The sequence below is a fragment of the Kitasatospora sp. NPDC034023 genome (genome assembly GCF_055575795.1).
The window spans coordinates 380,601-396,466 of the sequence record NZ_JBVIRY010000003.1 but is presented as its reverse complement, the minus strand read 5'-3'; the positions used below and the strand labels follow the sequence as shown (position 1 = coordinate 396,466).

Genomic DNA, 15,866 nt, shown 5'->3' with positions numbered 1-15,866 from the left:
CGGGCGCTGCTGCTGTGGTCAGGCGGCGAGTTCGCCGGCCTGGAGCTGCCAGAGGGATGCGTAGAGTCCGTGCAGGGCGAGCAGTTCGTCGTGGGTGCCCTGTTCGGCGACGACGCCGCCCTTGTCCATGACGTAGATCCGGTCGGCGTGGCGGACGGTGGAGAGCCGGTGGGCGATGACGACCATCGTCCGGTCGGCGGCGAAGCTGCGGAGCGTGCGCTGGATGGCGGCCTCGGTCTCGTTGTCCACGGCGGAGGTGGCCTCGTCGAGGATGACGACCGGGGGGTCCTTGAGGATCGCGCGCGCCAGGGCGATCCGCTGCCGCTGGCCGCCGGAGAGCGCGGTGCCGCGTTCTCCGATCAGGGTGTCGTAGCCGTCCGGCAGCGTCGCGATGAAGGTGTGCGCCTCGGCCATGCCGGCTGCCCGGACCACGGCCTCGTCGGAGGCCGCGAAGGTGCCGTAGCGGATGTTGTCGGCGATGCTGCCGTCGAAGAGGAACGGGTCCTGGGCGACGAAGCCGATGGCGTGGCGCAGGTCGTGCCGTCGCAGCTCCCGGACGTCCTTGCCGTCGAGCAGCACGCTGCCGGATTCGGCGTCCTGGAAGCGCATCAGCAGTTTGGCGATCGTGGTCTTGCCTGAGCCGGTGGCGCCCACCAGGGCGGTCACCTGCCCCGCCGGGATGGTCAGCGAGAGGTCCTCCAGTGCCGCCGGCCGGCCGGGGTAGGCGAAGGTGACCCCGTCGAGGACGATCTCGCCCCGCATCTCGGCGGGGTCGAGCGTCCCGTTGCTGCCGCCGGCCTCGACGGGCAGGGCGCGCAGCCGCCGGACCCGGTCGTAGGAGGCGAGGGTGCGCTGGTACTGGTCGACGATGCCGCCGAGCCGGCTCATCCGCATCAGCAGCATCTGGGGCAGCCCGATCAGCGGGCTGAACACCTCGAAGCGCAGGGTGCCGTTGAGCACCGAACGGCCGCCGATCAGCAGGGTGCCCGCCATCGACGCGGTCGTGCAGGCCCGGACGGTCTCGGCGTGGCGGAGCGTGCTCCGGTCGGTCTGCGTCCTGCTCTCCTGGGCCGCCTCACTCAACCCGTCGATGCGTTCGGCCTCGTAGTCCTCGGTGCAGAAGCTCTTGACGGTGGCGCTCGCCTCCAGCGAGTTGATCACCTGGCTGCCCAGCATGACCCGGCGCTCGCCGGTGACGGCGTAGTCGGCCGCAGCCTTGTCCTGGTGGCGCAGCGACAGCCAGGCGATGACCGGGATCGGCAGGAACGCGATCCAGGCGATCTGCGGCGCCAGCAGCAGGAACGCCGGCACCAGGAGGGCCAGGCTGGTGCCGAGTTGCAGCACGTCGTTGGCCGGGCCGGCGAAGAAGGCGCCCAGCTGGCCGACGTCGTCGGTGAGCGCCCCGGCCACCCGGGTGGTCCGCTCGCCCTCCAGGTGTCCCAGTTCGAGGTGCTGGACGTGCCGGTAGGTGCGGCTGCGCCAGTCGTGCTCGATGTCCCCGCCGAGCGTGCGCCACTGCCGGTTCGAGGCGTACGAGAGGCCCGCCACGGCGGCGCAGGCGGCGGCCACCAGTCCGGCCAAGCCCAGGAGTTGAGCGGACGCGGTGGTCAGGCCGAGGCTGACCAGGGGCGCTGCCTCACCCTTGATGAGGACCAGTCCGGTCCAGCCGAGGAAGGTGCCGAGCGCCATTTCCGAGATCTGGCAGGAGACCGAGAGCGCGGCGGCCCGGTAGAGGCGGGCACGGTGCGGTCCGACGATCTCCAGCAGGGGGTGGCGTTCGGCTCCGGGCCCCGCAGCGCCGCGGGAGGCGTCGACCGTTCTGTGCCAGGCCTTCCGGACGACGGCTGCGGTCGCTGCGGCCACCCCGCCCACCGCCACCAACTGCCTGCTCAGCGCCGACCCCTTGATCAGCGCGATCCCGGCCGCGACCCCTCCGCCGACGGCGAGCACCGGTCGCACGACCAGGCCCCGGTCCGCCCGCGGGGCCGGTGCGGCGGCGGGCCCGGCGGGGGCGGCCGTTCTGGCCGGGCCCTCCGCGACCAGGGCGACGGCCTTGCGGACGATCCGGCCGACGTCCGTGGCACGCACTCGCGCATCGTGCCGGACGAGCACCCCGCCGGTGACCGGATTGGCCTGGGCCTCGGTGATCCCGGGAACGCGGCGCAGCGCGGCGGCGAGCACCTCGGCCCTCCGGGGCCGTCCGAGCACCAGCTTGACGTCCCAGCGCTGTCGGCCCGGAGTGACCGAGCGCGGGCTCGCGTCCAATTCCACGGAGCGGAATCCGGCTGCGGCGCCCAGTAGCGATGGCATGTGTACGATCACCTGTTTGCGGAGGTCGCGGAAAACCGTCTCTGATACGACGGATTGCGACGGCGGAGTGGGAAAGTCTGGCGACGAATGCGCTGCGGCTGACCGGCCTGCAGTCGGCCGCCGTCGGGGCGCATCCCTTCGAAATTCATCGGAATGCGCACCCGACGGCGGCCTGGGTTCCGGACGGGCCGTCAGTTCGCCTTGCCGGCGCCTGCGGTCGCACGGATCTTGGGGGCCCTCGGGTCCTCCTCGGCGGCCCGTCGGGCCCGCTCGACGGCCTCGTCCTTCGCGGCGCTCGGGGCGCCGTTCTCGTCGGTGTGCTGACCGTCACCCGCACGGGCTCCGGTGTCACCGGCGACGATCTGGGCCGCCACCATGTCGGCGGCCACCTCGGCCGCGAGGTCGTGGATGTTCTCCCCGGCCTCGTGGGCGGCCTTCTTCACCTCCATCGCGATGCCGACGGACGTCTTGACGACTCCGCGCAGCAGCGGCTTGAGCAGACGCTTGGCCAGGGGTGCGACGACGAGGCCGATCAGGAAGGGCGGTACTACGGGCGGCATGATGCTCCATCCTCTCTACACATAGGTATGACAGGGAACCCGGACACTGCGAACACCGGAGCAGCGAACAGCCGGGCGGACGGAAGCATTCCACCTCGGAATCCGGGATGCACCTACCGGACCGAATTACCGCACACGGCACTCGCCGCCCGATCTCTCTGCCACCGTAGTCGAACCATGCCCGCCAGAGCCAAGCAGCCTCCGCCGGTTCACTCTTGTGAGCGTTTATGGCCTTCTCCCGCACCCTGAATTGCAGCGCACCCCTACACAGGCCAATACGCTTACCTGCTTTTCATACTCATTCGGGATCGCCTGGAAGGCCGAGTTCACGCGCCACCCTCCGCCGCAGTCCCGCGAACGGCAACGCCCCGCCCCCCAGTACCGCCTCGTGAAAGGCCCGCACATCGAACCCGGCCCCCAGCTCCGCCTCGGCCCGCGACCGGAGCCGGCCGAACTCCAGGAAGCCGGCCCGGTAGGAGAGCGCCTGACCGGGCAGGTCCGTCGAGTAGCGAAGCAGGTCAGAGGCGATCTGGCCGTCCGACTCGGTGGAGTTGGCGCTCATGAACTCCCGCGCCTGCTCCAGGCTCATCGTCCCGAGGTTGAGCCCGGTGTCGACGACGAGGCGCTGGGCGGTGAACCGCTCCTGTGCCAGGCGCCCATAGGCGTCCCATGGATCCGCATAGAGACCCGCCTCCCAGCCGAGGCCCGCCGCGTACTCGGCCCAGCCCTCGTTGAAAGCACCGAACTCCGCTGCCTCTCGCCGCAGTTGCGGCAGCGACCGGTCCTCCGCCTGGCGGGCGAGGTGGAAGTGGTGCCCCGGAGCCAGCTCGTGGAGGATCAGCGAGGCCGAGCCGAGCAGGGACCTGCGCTCCAGGTCCGAACCGTTGTAGCGGTAGCGCCCGACCGGATCGGCCGCGGTCGGAGCCTCGTAGTAGCCGAAGGTCATCCCCGGCTCCAGCGCCGGGTCCAGCCGGGCCAGCCCGTACGGCGCACGCGGCAGGGTGGCGAACAAGCGCGGCAGCACCGGGGCCAGCCGGTCGAGATGGCCGCGGTAACGGGCCTCGACCTCCTCCGGCGTCCGGGCGTACAGCCGGGGCTCGGTCCGCAGCCGCTCGTGGAACTCAACCTCGGGGCCCGGGAATCCGAGGGCGGTGCGGACCTCCCGCATCCGCTCGGCGAGCTCCTGGCACTGCTCGCGGCCGAGCGCGTGCAGCCGCTCTGGCGTCGCGTCGCCCCCACTGTGGATCCGGACGAACTCCCGGTAGGCCTCCTCCCCGCCCTCGTACTGCGCCCAGCCGACGGTCTGCGGCGCCGAGCTCAGATAGGCCGGGTCGTCCAGGACGGCGAGCAGCCGGTCGAAGGCCGGCGTCAACTCGGCCTCCACCAGCCGCCGTACGCCGTCCCGGACACGCCCGCGTGCGGCCGCCCCCAGCCCGGCGAGCCGCTCTTCGGCCACCTCCGCCCGGCCCGTCGCCGACGCCCGCAGGCCCGCGAGCGTGGCGCGTGCCCCGGCCAGTGCCGGGACGGGCACCCGGAAACCGTGCGCCGCCTGACCCACCACCTTGTCCCCGATCGAGCCGATCACCCCAGCCAGCTCGCGCACCAGCCCCAAGTACCGCTCGCAGTCCGGCGGTTCCGCGAACCGGAAGGGGCGCAGCACCGCGTCGGTGTACAGCGACAGCGGGAACAGCCGGTACGGCGTGGCCACGGGCGTCAGCCAGTAGCAGCGGTGGGCGCGCAGCTCCTGCTCGGCCAGCCGCGTGAGGAACGCGGCGGTGTCGGCGTCGGCACCGGACAGCCTCGCGCCGTCGAGCGCCCGCACCCGGCCCAGCACCTTCTTGGCGAACCGCGCCCGCTCCTCCGCCTCGGCGAGGGACGCCCTGGGCAGTGTCTCGACCGGGAGCCCCTGGCGGACTCTCAGCAGTGGATCGCGCTCCAGCAGGAACGCCCAGTAGCGGTCCACCAGATGGCCGATTTCCCGGCCCGGTCCGTTCGCACTCGTGCTCATACGGCCAGTGTGGCGGCGTTCGGCCGCCCGGTCCGCGGTACAGCCGCCGCTCGCCCCTCGAACGGGTGACCTCCGGCCGGGAGACAGCGGCCTCCGCACGTTCCGCGCAGGTGCCGCCACGCCCCATACGGAAGGCCGCATCAACCTGGACATCCGGAAATCACCTTACGTACAGGCGTTCTGTTCGTGGGGCAACGGCTGGTGCGTGACAAGCGTGGGACGCATCAGGACGGGTCCGCGCCCTCACAGCCCCGGCCACCCCGCATACCGTGCTCGGCGAGCCCTGCTCCTCCGGGCGCTTCCACGCCGCCCCGGAGGTCCTCGATCGCGCCCGAGCGGAGCACCGTCACATGACCCTCACCCAGGACACGCCCGTGCACCACCACACCGGCACGGGGTTACCCGTCCCGTTCGCCATCGCCGGGACCGGAATGCATCTGCCCCCGACCGTCATCACCAACGAGCAGCTGACCCGCACCCTGGACACCACCGACGAATGGATCACCAGCCGCACCGGCATCCGTGAACGCCGCCGCCTGGCCCCGGAGCTGGCCACCTCCGACATGTGCGTCGACGCCGCACACCAGGCCCTGGACGCTGCGGGCGCCACCCCCGACCGGCTGGACGCGGTGATCGTCGCAACGTACACCTGGGACCAGCCCCTGCCGTCCACGGCGCTGATCGTCAAGGACGCCCTGGGCGCCCACCGGGCCCTGGCCCTGGACGTCACCCAGGCGGCCTGCGCCTCCGGAGTCCAAGCCGTGCTGATCGCCGCCCACCTGCTGCAGAACCCCTCCATCAGCACCGTCCTGGTCCTCGCAGCCGACTGCGCCTCCAGGATCACCGACCCCACGGACCGCACCACCGGCGTCTTCTTCGGCGACGCCGCAGCCGCCGTCGTGCTCACCCGCAGCGAGACCGCCGGGGCGGGGCTGCTCTCCTACGACCTGGGCTCCCAGCTCTCCTACGACGTCCAGGTCCCCGCCGGCGGCTCCCGCCTGCCCACCACCTCCGCCACCCTGGCGGCCGGCGCCCACTACCTGCGGATGAACGGCCGCGCCGTCTGGGACACCGCCACCACACGTCTGCCGGAGAGCATCACCAGCGCGGCCCGGCAGGCCCGCGTACCGGTCGCCGGGATCCGGCACTACTTCCTGCACCAGGCCAACCTGAACATCCTCACCGAAACCATGAACGCCCTGGACGTGCCGCACGATCGCGTTCCCGTCACCGTCGACCGGCTCGGCAACACCGGATCAGCCGGCCTGTTCACCGCGCTCCACTCGACCGTCGCCGCAGGCGACCTGCGGCCAGGGGACACCTACGTCCTGTCCGGGATCGGCGCGGGCTTCCAATGGGGCACCCTCTGCCTCCGGCACGCCTGACCCCGATCACCCCAGGAAGGAATATCCGAAGCGGTCCCGCCCTCCAATGCAACCCGAACACCTGTGCAGAACAAGCGAGTTGACTCGCCAGCGACAACACTCGGTGGCACCATGACGCCCATACCCCGTCGTACCCAGCCGACCGCCCGGGCGGTCGCCGCCGCCGTCACCGCCATCGCGGTGGCCGGCTGCGGAGGCGCCGCCCGGTCCTCGACGAGCGGGGCACTCGTCGACCACGGGACCGTCCGGATCGCCGAGTCCAGCGAGACGCCGAGCTTCAACCCGTACTCCACCTTCGGGTCCGGTCAGGCCCGCTACGCCTACGACTCGCTGGTCAACACCACCCCCGACGGCACCGTGGTCTCCGGCCTCGCCTCCTCCTGGCAGTCCACCACCACCGCGGCCACCTTCACTCTCCGCCAGGGCATCACCTGCTCCGACGGCACCCCGCTCACCGCCTCCGCCGTGGCCCGGGCGCTGACCTACGCGGGCGACCCGGCCAACCAGCTGGCCGGCGCCCAGACCGTCCTCCCCAACGTCCCGTTCACCGCAAGCTCCGACGACCGGGCCGGCACCGTGTCGGCGACCACCGCCGCGCCCTTCCCGTTTCTCACCCGTACCCTCGGGCTGCTGCCGATCGTCTGCCCCGCCGGCCTCGACCGGCCCGAGGCACTGGACCGCACCACCCAGGGCACCGGCCCGTACGTGCTCACCCGCTACTCCCTCGGCGGGCCCTACGAGTTCTCCGTCCGCGAGGGCTACACCTGGGGCCCGGCCGGCGCGACCACCGCCACCCCCGGCCTGCCGGCCCGGATCGCCCTCTCGGTCGTGCCCCAAGCCTCCACCGCCGCGAACCTGCTGCTCACCGGGGGCGTCGACATCGCGAGCGTGAACGGGCCCGACCGGGCCCGGCTCGCCGGCCACGGCCTGGCCACCGAGGACGTGGCAACGGTGGTCGGGCTGACCTTCTTCAACCAGCGCCCCGGCCGCCCCCTCGCCGACCCGGCGCTACGCCGCGCCCTGGTGTCGGCCCTCGACCGCCAAGGCCTCGCCAACGTCGCCGTCGGCGGCACCGGCCGGCCCGCCACCGACTTCGGTGCCGAAGGCGCCGTCTGCCACGCCGACCTCGCCGCCGCCAACCTGCCCGCGCAGGACGCCGCCGAGACCCTGCGCGCCGCCGGCTGGACCCGCGCCCCGGACGGCCGACTGACCAAGGGCGGCCGACCGCTCCGGCTGCGCCTGATCACCAGCCCGGACCTCGGACCGACCCTGCCACCCGCCGCCGAACTGATGGCCCGGACCTGGACAGCGCTCGGCGCAGACGTCGAACTGGTCACCGAAAGCCTGCCCGCCCTCGTCAACGCCATGTACCAGAGCGGCGAATTCGACATCGTGGTCGGCAGCACGCCGGGTTTCGCCCTGCCGGTCGGCTTCATCCCGTTCTTCTCCGGCCCCACTCCCGCGCAGGGCCTCAACTTCGCGGGCGTCGCCAACCCCGAGTACGACGCCCTGGTCGCCCAGGCCCTCCGGGAGCCGGACACCGAAGGCTGCGGCACCTGGAACCGGGCCTCCGCCGCACTCCTCCGATCGGCCGACGCCCTGCCGATCGCCGACGGCCGGAGCACCGTGTACGGCTACCGCACCACCTTCGCCACCACCTTCGGCGGCCAGATCGTCCCCACCAGCATCCGCCTCCACCATTGACCGGGGGGCCCGTCGTGTCCTTGCCCCAGCTGCTGCGGCGCCCGTGGGCGGCCTTCCTCGGCCGCCGCACCGCCCGGCTGCTCGTCTCCCTCGGGGTCGTGCTCACCGCGTCCTTCGCGATGGTCCGGCTCGTCCCGGGCGACCCGGTCCGCGCCGCGCTCGGCGTCGACGCCGCCCCCGCCCTGGTCGCCGCCCGCCGGCACCGACTCGGCCTCGACGCACCCTTCCTCGCCCAGTATCGGCACTACCTGGCCGGCCTGGCGCACGGCGACCTCGGGACCTCGCTGGTCACCGGCACGCCGGTCGCCGAACTGGTCCAGACCCGGCTGCCGGCCACCCTGGAGATCGCCGGCCTGGCCTTCCTGGTCACCCTCACCGTCGCCCTGCCCGGCGGGCTACTCGCTGCCGTCCGCACGCGCGACGGCCGGCACCCCCGCAGCGAGCTGGCGTTCACCGCGGCCACCGCCTGCCTGGCCGGGGTGCCGGACTTCGTGCTGGCCGCCGGGCTCACCGCGCTGCTGGCCGTCGGCCTCCAACTGCTGCCGGTGGCCGGTACGACGGGAGCCGAGTCCTTCGTCCTGCCGGTCCTCGCTCTCGCCCTCGCACCCACGGCTGTCCTGGCGCGCATCGTCCGGGTCGAGGCGCTGACGGTACTGGGCCAGGACTACCTGCGCACCGCCCGCGGCAAACGACTGTCCCCCGCCCACCGTTACCTGCGGCACGCCGCGCCCAACATGGCCACCGCCGCGCTCACCGTCGCCGGGAGCCTGCTGCCCGCCATGATCGCCGGCACCGTACTGGTCGAGAAGGTGTTCGCCTGGCCCGGCATCGGATCGGCGATGGCCCAGTCCGTGGTGAGCCAGGACTACCCGGTGATCCAGGCGATGGTGCTGATCCTGGGCTCCACCGTGCTGCTCTCCGGCCTCATGGTCGACGTGCTGCTCGCGCTGCTGGACCCTCGTTCGACGATCCGGGAGAGCTGAGATGACCCTTCCCCCCAGGTACCTCCGCTCACCGATGGCCTGGACCTCGGCGGTCATGCTGACGTCGCTGCTCGTCCTCGCGCTGGCCGCTCCACTCCTGTGGGGCACCGCGGCCGACCGCCCCGACCCCTTCGCGGTACTCCAAAGCCCTTCCACAACCCACCCGTTCGGCACCGACAACCTCGGCCGGGACGTGCTCGCCCGGGTCCTGACCGCCACCCGGCCCTCCCTGCTGCTGGCACTGGCCGCCACCCTGATCGGCGCCACCGGCGGCATCCTGCTCGGCGCGGCCACCGCCGTCGTCGGCCGCCGCGCCCGTCGGCTGCTCACCTCCCTGATCAACCTGCTGCTCGCCTTCCCCGCGCTACTGGTCGCGATGTTCCTCGCCGTCGTGTTCGGCGCGGGCGCCGGCGCGGCGGTGCTCGCCCTCTCCGTCGCGGGCGTCCCCGGCTTCGCCCGGCTCGCCCAGACGCTCTCCGCCGCGGTGGCCGGCACCGACCACCTGGCCGCGGCCCGGGTCCTCGGCCTGCGCCGACACCGGCTGCTGTGGCGGCACGTCCTGCCCAACATCGCCGAGCCCCTGCTGCTGGCCACCACCACGGCCGCGGGCACGGCCCTCGTCGCGCTCTCCGGGCTGAGCTTCCTCGGACTAGGCGTCCAGCCGCCCGACTACGACTGGGGGCAGCTGCTCAACCAGGGGCTCGACCGGATCTACGCCGAACCGCTGCCCGCGCTCGCCCCGGGCCTGGCGGTCCTCTACGCGGCCCTGGCCTTCCAACTGCTCGGCGAGGTCCTGGCCGGTGGCGTCGCCCGTCGCGGCCCGGCACCCCGTACGCCCGCGCCACCGCCCGCCCCGAACCGGCCCGCCGAGGACGACCTGGCCCTCCAGGTCGAGGACCTGTCCGTCGAACTCCCCACCCCGGACGGGGCGATCAGGCCCGTGCGCGACGTGAGCCTCTCCCTGCGCCCCGGCGAGATCGTCGGGCTCGTCGGCGAGTCCGGTTCCGGCAAGTCACTCACCGCACTCGCCATCGCCGACCTGCTCCCCGAACGGGCCCGCGTCACCCGGCGCGCCCTCCACCTGCTCGGTGCCGACCCCGCCACCATGACGCGGAAGCAACGCGAGCACCACCTCGCGACCAGCCTGGCGATGGTCTTCCAGAACCCGGCCTCCGCACTCAATCCGTCCCTGCGGATCTCCACCCAGCTCACCGAGGCCGTCCGAGCCCACCGCGGCGCGAGCCGCGCCCAGGCGCTGTCGGAGGCCGCCGACGCCCTGCGCCGGGTCGCCCTTCCCCCGGCCACGCTGCGCTCGCGTCCCCACCAGCTCTCCGGCGGCCAGCGCCAGCGAGTGATGATCGCCGCCGCGCTGATGCTGCGGCCCGGCCTGATCATCGCCGACGAGCCGACCACCGCGCTCGACGTCACCGTGCAGCGGCAGATCACCCGGTTGCTCTCCGACATCCGGCGCGATACCGCCGCCGCCGTCCTGTTCATCAGCCACGACGTCGCGCTGGTCGGCGAGTTCTGCGACCGCGTCCTGGTGATGTACGCGGGCACCATCGTCGAGTCCCTGCCTGCCGGCCGCCTTGCCGACGGCACCCGGCACCCCTACACCCGGGCCCTGGTCGCCTCGGTACCGGACCTCGCGGCGGACCGCGACCGGCCCCTGCCCACGGTGGAGGGCGCACCACCCGACCCGCTGGCGCCCGCCCCGGGCTGCCCGTTCGAGCCCCGCTGCCCGCACCGTCGGGACCACTGCGCCGAGCAGACCCCGCCGCTGGGAGAGCTCGACGCGGAGCACCGGGTCGCGTGCTGGAACCCGGTGCCGGTGGAGGTCCTCGCCCCATGACCACCCTTCAGGTCCGCGACCTCACCGTCCGCCACCACAGCCCGCGCGGCCCGGTCGCCGCCGTCGACGGGGTGTCGCTGGAGATCCCGCCGGGCACCACGCTCGGCCTCGTGGGCGAGTCCGGCTCCGGGAAGTCGAGCCTGGCCCGCGCGATCGTCGGACTCACGCCCGTGCACGGTGGCCGGATCCTGCTCGACGGCCGGGAAGTCCGGGTCCGCACCGTCCGCGACCGGCGTCGGCTCGGCCGTCAGGTCCAGATCGTCCTCCAGGACCCGGACACCGCACTGAACCCCAGAATGACGGTCCGTCAGTCCCTGGTCGAGGCGGCCACCGTCTTCCACCGGCTCGATCGTCCGACCTGTACCGAGCGCGTCACCGGCCTGCTCAGCCTCGTCGGCCTGGACCCCCGGTTCGCCGACCGCCTGCCGCGCCAGCTGTCCGGCGGCCAGCGCCAGCGGGTCGCCATCGCCCGCGCCCTGGCCGTCGGACCGGGTTTGCTGATCGCGGACGAGATCACCTCGGCCCTCGACGTCTCGGTGCAGGCCTCCGTCCTCAACACGATCCGCGAACTCCAACGGCGGCTCGGACTGTCGATGCTGTTCATCGGCCACAACCTGGCCGCGGTCTGCCACGTCTCCGACGCGGTGGCGGTCATGCGGCACGGCCGGATCGTCGAGACCGCCCCCACCGAGGCCCTGCTGGGCGCCCCGCAGCACCCGTACACCCGGGAGCTGCTCGACTCCGTGCCCCGCCTGCCGTTCCGAAGGACCTGATGACCAGTCACCGAGCGGACGCCGTAGTTGTCGGAGCCGGAGTGATCGGCGCCGCCATCGCCCTCGAACTCGCCCGCACCGGGCGCCGTGTGGTCGTCGTGGACAAGGCGGGCGCCGCCGGCCACGGCTCCACCAGCGCCTCCAGTGCGATCATCCGGTTCAACTACTCCACCTTCGACGGCGTCGCCACCGCGTGGGAATCCCGGCACCTCTGGACATCCTGGCCCGAGCACCTGCGACTCACCGGCCGCCGCCCGCTCGCCGCGTTCCACCGCACCGGCGCCGTACTGCTCGACTCCCCCGCCGCCGACCCCACGGAGGTCACCGCCCTGTTCGACCGCGCCGGCGTCCCGTACGAACGGTGGGACGCCGCCGCGCTGCGCCGACACCTGCCCGGGATCGACCCCGGGCGGTACTGGCCGCCGAAGCCGGTGGACGACGACGCCTTCTTCGCCGGACCGTCCGGCGAGCTCGGCGCACTGTTCACCCCGGACGCCGGGTTCGTCGACGACCCTCAGCTCGCCGCCCAGAACCTCGCGGACGCGGCGGGCGAGCTGGGCGCGGGTTTCCTGTTCCACCGGGCCGTGGTGGCCGTGGACCGGGACGCCGACCGGGTGACGGGCGTCCGCCTGGCCGACGGCACCCGGATCGCCGCGGCGGTCGTGGTCAACGCCGCCGGCCCGTGGTCAGGAGGCCTCAACCGGCTGGCCGACGTCGGCAGCGACTTCACGATCGGCGTCCGCCCGCTGCGCGAGGAGGTCCACCAGATCGCCGCGCCGAGCAGCCGCCCCACCGGCCCCTTCCCCCTCGTCGCCGACCTCGACCTCGGCACCTACCTGCGGTCGGCTCCCGGCGGCCACCTCCTGGTCGGCGGTACCGAGCCGGCCTGCGACCGGCCGGAGTGGATCGACGACCCGGACCAAGCCGACCCCCGCCCCACCGCCCGCCGCTTCCGCACCCAGGTGACCCGGGCAGCCCGCCGCTTCCCGGAGATCGGCGTCCCCAACCGGCCGCTCGGTGTCGCCGGGGTGTACGACGCCGCCGACGACTGGACCCCGATCTACGACCGCACCGCGCTGGACGGCTACTACGTCGCCATGGGGACGAGCGGCAACCAGTTCAAGAACGCTCCACTGGTGGGCCGCTTCCTCGCCACCCTGGTCGACCGGATCGAGGCCGGCCACGACCACGACCACGAGCCCCTCCGCTACCGCGGCGACCACACCGGCAACCCCGTGAACCTGGGGTCCTTCTCCCGCCACCGCCCGAACCGGGAGGACCCCGCGCGGAACGTCATGGGCTGATCACACGCAGCTCCCGCACCAGCTCCGCGACCACACCGACCACGAACTCGGGCGCCTCGTGCGGAAAGTCGTGGCCCGTCCCCTCCGGCGTGTGCACCAGCCGGGACGCCGTCGACGCCGCCAGGTACCGCGTCCTGCTCCGGAGATAGAAGCGACTGATCCGCTCGGCCTCGACCGCGTCCCGGGCGCCGGCCAGCACCGCCTCGCCGCCGATGAGGTCCCGGGGTATCACCAGCACCAGCGGCAGGTCACCGAGATCACCGTCGTACACCACGGTCTCCCAACCCACTCCCGCCAACCCCGACGGCGACAGCTCGGCGAAGATCGACGCGGCGGCGCAGCCCTGTCCTGCCCGGCTCCCGGGGGCGTGATGGGCCCCGAACAGCTGCCGCACCGCCGTCAGCAGGAAGCCGCGACGCATCGCCGCGAGCTGCCGGCTGGGCGGCGCGAAGGCGATGACCTCCAGCGGCGTCGGATCCAGTAGCACGAGCCCGGCCACCAGCTCCGGCTGGCGCCTGGCCACGTTCGCGACCAACAGCCCACCGAAGGAATGGCCGACGAACACGAAGGGGGGATGCTCCCCCGCCCCCTCCAGCGCCGCCAGTAACTCCTCGGCCTCGACCGCCGTCGTCCGCGGGAAGGGCCCGACATCGCTCCAGCCCGTCCCGAGGCGGTCGACCAGCACCGACCGCGCCCTTGCCGACAGCATCGTGTGCAGCTCCCGGAACTCCTCACCAGGGGCGTGTCCGCCGGGTACCCAGACCACCGTCGGTCCGCCCCCGGCCTCCCCCTCGGCGAGGACGTGCATCCGGTGACCGCCCACGTCGACCAACAGCCCCGGTGGGGGATCCCGCCGCCCCTCGTGGGCCACCAGCACCAGGTGACGAACGGATCCTGCCGCCAGCAGCACACCGACAGCCATCGCCATGCCACCGAGCGCCGCCGCCCATGCCGCGCCGACCCCGAGCAGCCCGCCACCCGCCGCCACCACCAGCACCGCGACCGGCAGTCCAAGCCAGTCCCGGCTCAGCAGTGCGAGCAAGGAGTTTACGACCCGTCCGTCCCGTCGCATCGGTCCTCCGCAACGGCACTCGAAACCCGATCCCTGCCAGTGTCATCCCCCCGTCCACCTGGCTCAACGCCGGACCGCCCCCGCAATCGTGCGACAAACGCACCGCACGTGATCCCCCGGGTGAGTCCGTCCCACTCACCCAGCTCGAACACGCCGCCGAGTACGGTGTCGGCGCCGTGCCCTGCTTCGACGTCGCCCTGGTGGACGACTCCTTCACCGCAGCGCCTTCGAATACCGGCCCGGTAGGCGCCCACGACCACCAGCCGCCCCGGCGGGGGGTTCTCCCGCCCCTCCGGACCGCCGGCGCCAGGGTGCCAAGCCCACGGACAACCCCACCGCGGTGGCGCCCGGCGCCACAGCCCCAAGCGCCACCCGGTCCGCCCCCACCTGGGCAAACGCGTCCCACGGCCCACCCACCAGCCCGGGTCCAGGGACGCCCGCGCGGCTGGGCCGGTCGGCTGACAAGCGGGCGCAGTCGGACCGGGGAATCAGTCCGTCCCGCTGGTCCCGGCTCCGTGACCAGCCGAAGATGGCGACATGGCTGTCGACGACTCGGGGCCCGGGCTGCTGGTGACGAACGTGCGCGTCTTCGACGGGATCGGAGAGGAATCGATACCCGGGTACGTCCGGGTCGACCGGGACAGGATCGCGGAGGTGGTGCTGGGCCGCCCATTCCCGCGCGGAATCCCCGCAGGCGCGACGGTGCTCAACGGCGGAGGCCGCGTCCTGCTCCCCGGCCTCACCGACGCGCACGTCCACCTGTTCGCGACCGGCAGCACCATGGCGAACCTGCGAGGCGCGCCGACCGGCACCGTCTACTACCAGGCTCTGGCGGCGGCCCGCGACATGCTGATGCGCGGCTTCACCACGGTGCGGGACATGGCCGGTGACACCGAACCGCTGCGGCAGGTTCTCGACCGCGGGCTGTTCCCGGGCCCACGGATCTACCCGAGCCAGGCGGCCATCTCCCAGACCGCCGGCCACGGCGACTTCGGGGCGGTCCACGACGCCCCGACCGCACTGGGCGGGCCGCCGGCCCGATCCGAACAGATCGGGTTCACCAGAGTGGCCGACGGACCGGACCGAGTTCTCGCAGCAGTACGCGAGCAGCTCAAGAAGGGCGCGACCCAGATCAAGCTGATGGCCGGCGGCGGCGTCATCTCCGACTACGACCCGCTGGACGTGCTGCAGTTCACCGCTGCAGAGCTGGGGGCCGCCGTCGCCGCGGCTTCGGACTGGGGCACCTACGTGAGCGTGCACGTCTACACCTCCGAGGGCGTCCGCCGCGCGGTGGAGGCCGGCGTGCGCTGCATCGAGCACGGGCACCTCGTCGACGAGGACACCATTCGCTACCTCGCGGAGAAGGACGTGTGGCTGAGCACCCAGCCGTTCGAGGTAGACGACCACCACTACGACTCCCCGGACAGCGACCACAAGAACCGCGAGGTCTGCGAGGGCGGCTCCCGCGCCCTCGCCTGGGCCGTACAGCACGGCGTTCGACTGGCCTTCGGCACCGACCTGGTACTCGATCCCGGGAAGGCCCATCGGCAGAACGAGATGCTGGTCCGACTCGGCACCCACCTCAGCCCGGTCGACGTCCTGAGGACCGCCACCTCCGGCAACGCGGAACTGTTCCGCCTGTCCGGCCGCCGCGACCCCTACCGCGCGGCGCGGCTCGGCGTCATCGCGCCCGGGGCATGGGCCGACCTCCTGGTGGTCGACGGCGACCCGACCACCGACCTGTCCGTCCTCGCCGATCCCGAACGCAACCTGCGTCTCATCATCAAGGGCGGCATGGTCCACAAGAACGAACTCGACTGACCCGCACCTGCTTCCACCTGCCCACGGCACCGGACAGCCCGCCTCCAGACGGACCGGATCGCCGAGCCAGGTCACGATCCCTGCGCGCGAGAAC

11 protein-coding genes are annotated in these 15,866 nt (G+C 73.0%); 7 read left to right on the top strand and 4 right to left on the bottom strand.

Translation table 11 applies throughout. The features are described 5' to 3' along the window. Nucleotides 1–18: 18 nt before the first annotated feature. The 3 genes from ACZ52R_RS06780 to ACZ52R_RS06770 all read right to left on the bottom strand — a co-directional run bounded on the left by ACZ52R_RS06780 (nt 19) and on the right by ACZ52R_RS06770 (nt 4,878). Nucleotides 19–2,310: an ABC transporter ATP-binding protein gene (locus ACZ52R_RS06780; protein ID WP_465752968.1), complete on the bottom strand. Its 2,292-nt coding sequence runs from the start codon at nt 2,308–2,310 to the stop codon at nt 19–21. 191 nt (nt 2,311–2,501) lie between these two features. After that, nucleotides 2,502–2,870 carry a DUF5132 domain-containing protein gene (locus ACZ52R_RS06775; protein ID WP_465622872.1) on the bottom strand — a complete coding sequence of 123 codons (369 nt, stop codon included), beginning with the start codon at nt 2,868–2,870 and terminating at the stop codon, nt 2,502–2,504. 298 nt (nt 2,871–3,168) lie between these two features. Continuing rightward, nucleotides 3,169–4,878 (bottom strand): DUF885 domain-containing protein, encoded by a 1,710-nt coding sequence (locus ACZ52R_RS06770; RefSeq protein ID WP_465752966.1) that lies wholly within the window; start codon nt 4,876–4,878, stop codon nt 3,169–3,171. A gap of 350 nt (nt 4,879–5,228) precedes the next feature. Here ACZ52R_RS06770 and ACZ52R_RS06765 point away from each other — a divergent pair, with 350 nt between their 5' ends. From ACZ52R_RS06765 to ACZ52R_RS06740, 6 genes are all read left to right on the top strand, one after another. Beyond that, complete coding sequence (locus ACZ52R_RS06765) at nt 5,229–6,263, top strand: 3-oxoacyl-ACP synthase III family protein (RefSeq protein WP_465660797.1); 1,035 nt, start codon at nt 5,229–5,231, stop codon at nt 6,261–6,263. A 111-nt stretch (nt 6,264–6,374) separates the two neighbouring features. Then, nucleotides 6,375–7,967 carry an ABC transporter substrate-binding protein gene (locus tag ACZ52R_RS06760; protein ID WP_465752964.1) on the top strand — a complete coding sequence of 531 codons (1,593 nt, stop codon included), beginning with the start codon at nt 6,375–6,377 and terminating at the stop codon, nt 7,965–7,967. Nucleotides 7,968–7,981: 14 nt separating this feature from the next. Continuing rightward, a complete protein-coding gene (locus ACZ52R_RS06755) occupies nt 7,982–8,950 on the top strand; it encodes an ABC transporter permease (RefSeq protein WP_465752962.1) in 969 nt (322 codons plus the stop codon). Between the two features lies 1 nt (nt 8,951). Beyond that, nucleotides 8,952–10,802: a dipeptide/oligopeptide/nickel ABC transporter permease/ATP-binding protein gene (locus ACZ52R_RS06750; RefSeq protein WP_465752960.1), complete on the top strand. Its 1,851-nt coding sequence runs from the start codon at nt 8,952–8,954 to the stop codon at nt 10,800–10,802. Continuing rightward, nucleotides 10,799–11,575, top strand: a complete 777-nt coding sequence (locus ACZ52R_RS06745; RefSeq protein WP_465752958.1) for an ABC transporter ATP-binding protein — start codon at nt 10,799–10,801, stop codon at nt 11,573–11,575. The genes ACZ52R_RS06750 and ACZ52R_RS06745 overlap by 4 nt, the downstream gene beginning before the upstream one ends. Next, nucleotides 11,575–12,879, top strand: coding sequence for an NAD(P)/FAD-dependent oxidoreductase (locus ACZ52R_RS06740; RefSeq protein ID WP_465752957.1), 1,305 nt, complete (start codon nt 11,575–11,577; stop codon nt 12,877–12,879). The genes ACZ52R_RS06745 and ACZ52R_RS06740 overlap by 1 nt, the downstream gene beginning before the upstream one ends. Here ACZ52R_RS06740 and ACZ52R_RS06735 read toward each other — a convergent pair. Then, the gene (locus tag ACZ52R_RS06735) at nt 12,869–13,951 is read right to left on the bottom strand and encodes an alpha/beta fold hydrolase (protein WP_465752955.1); all 1,083 of its coding nucleotides are present in this window, start codon (nt 13,949–13,951) and stop codon (nt 12,869–12,871) included. The genes ACZ52R_RS06740 and ACZ52R_RS06735 overlap by 11 nt on opposite strands. Before the next feature lie 537 nt (nt 13,952–14,488). On the opposite strand from ACZ52R_RS06735, the gene ACZ52R_RS06730 reads away from it, so the two are divergent. Continuing rightward, on the top strand, nt 14,489–15,772 hold the full coding sequence (locus ACZ52R_RS06730) for a metal-dependent hydrolase family protein (RefSeq protein ID WP_465752953.1): 1,284 nt from the start codon (nt 14,489–14,491) through the stop codon (nt 15,770–15,772). Nucleotides 15,773–15,866 lie beyond the last annotated feature (94 nt).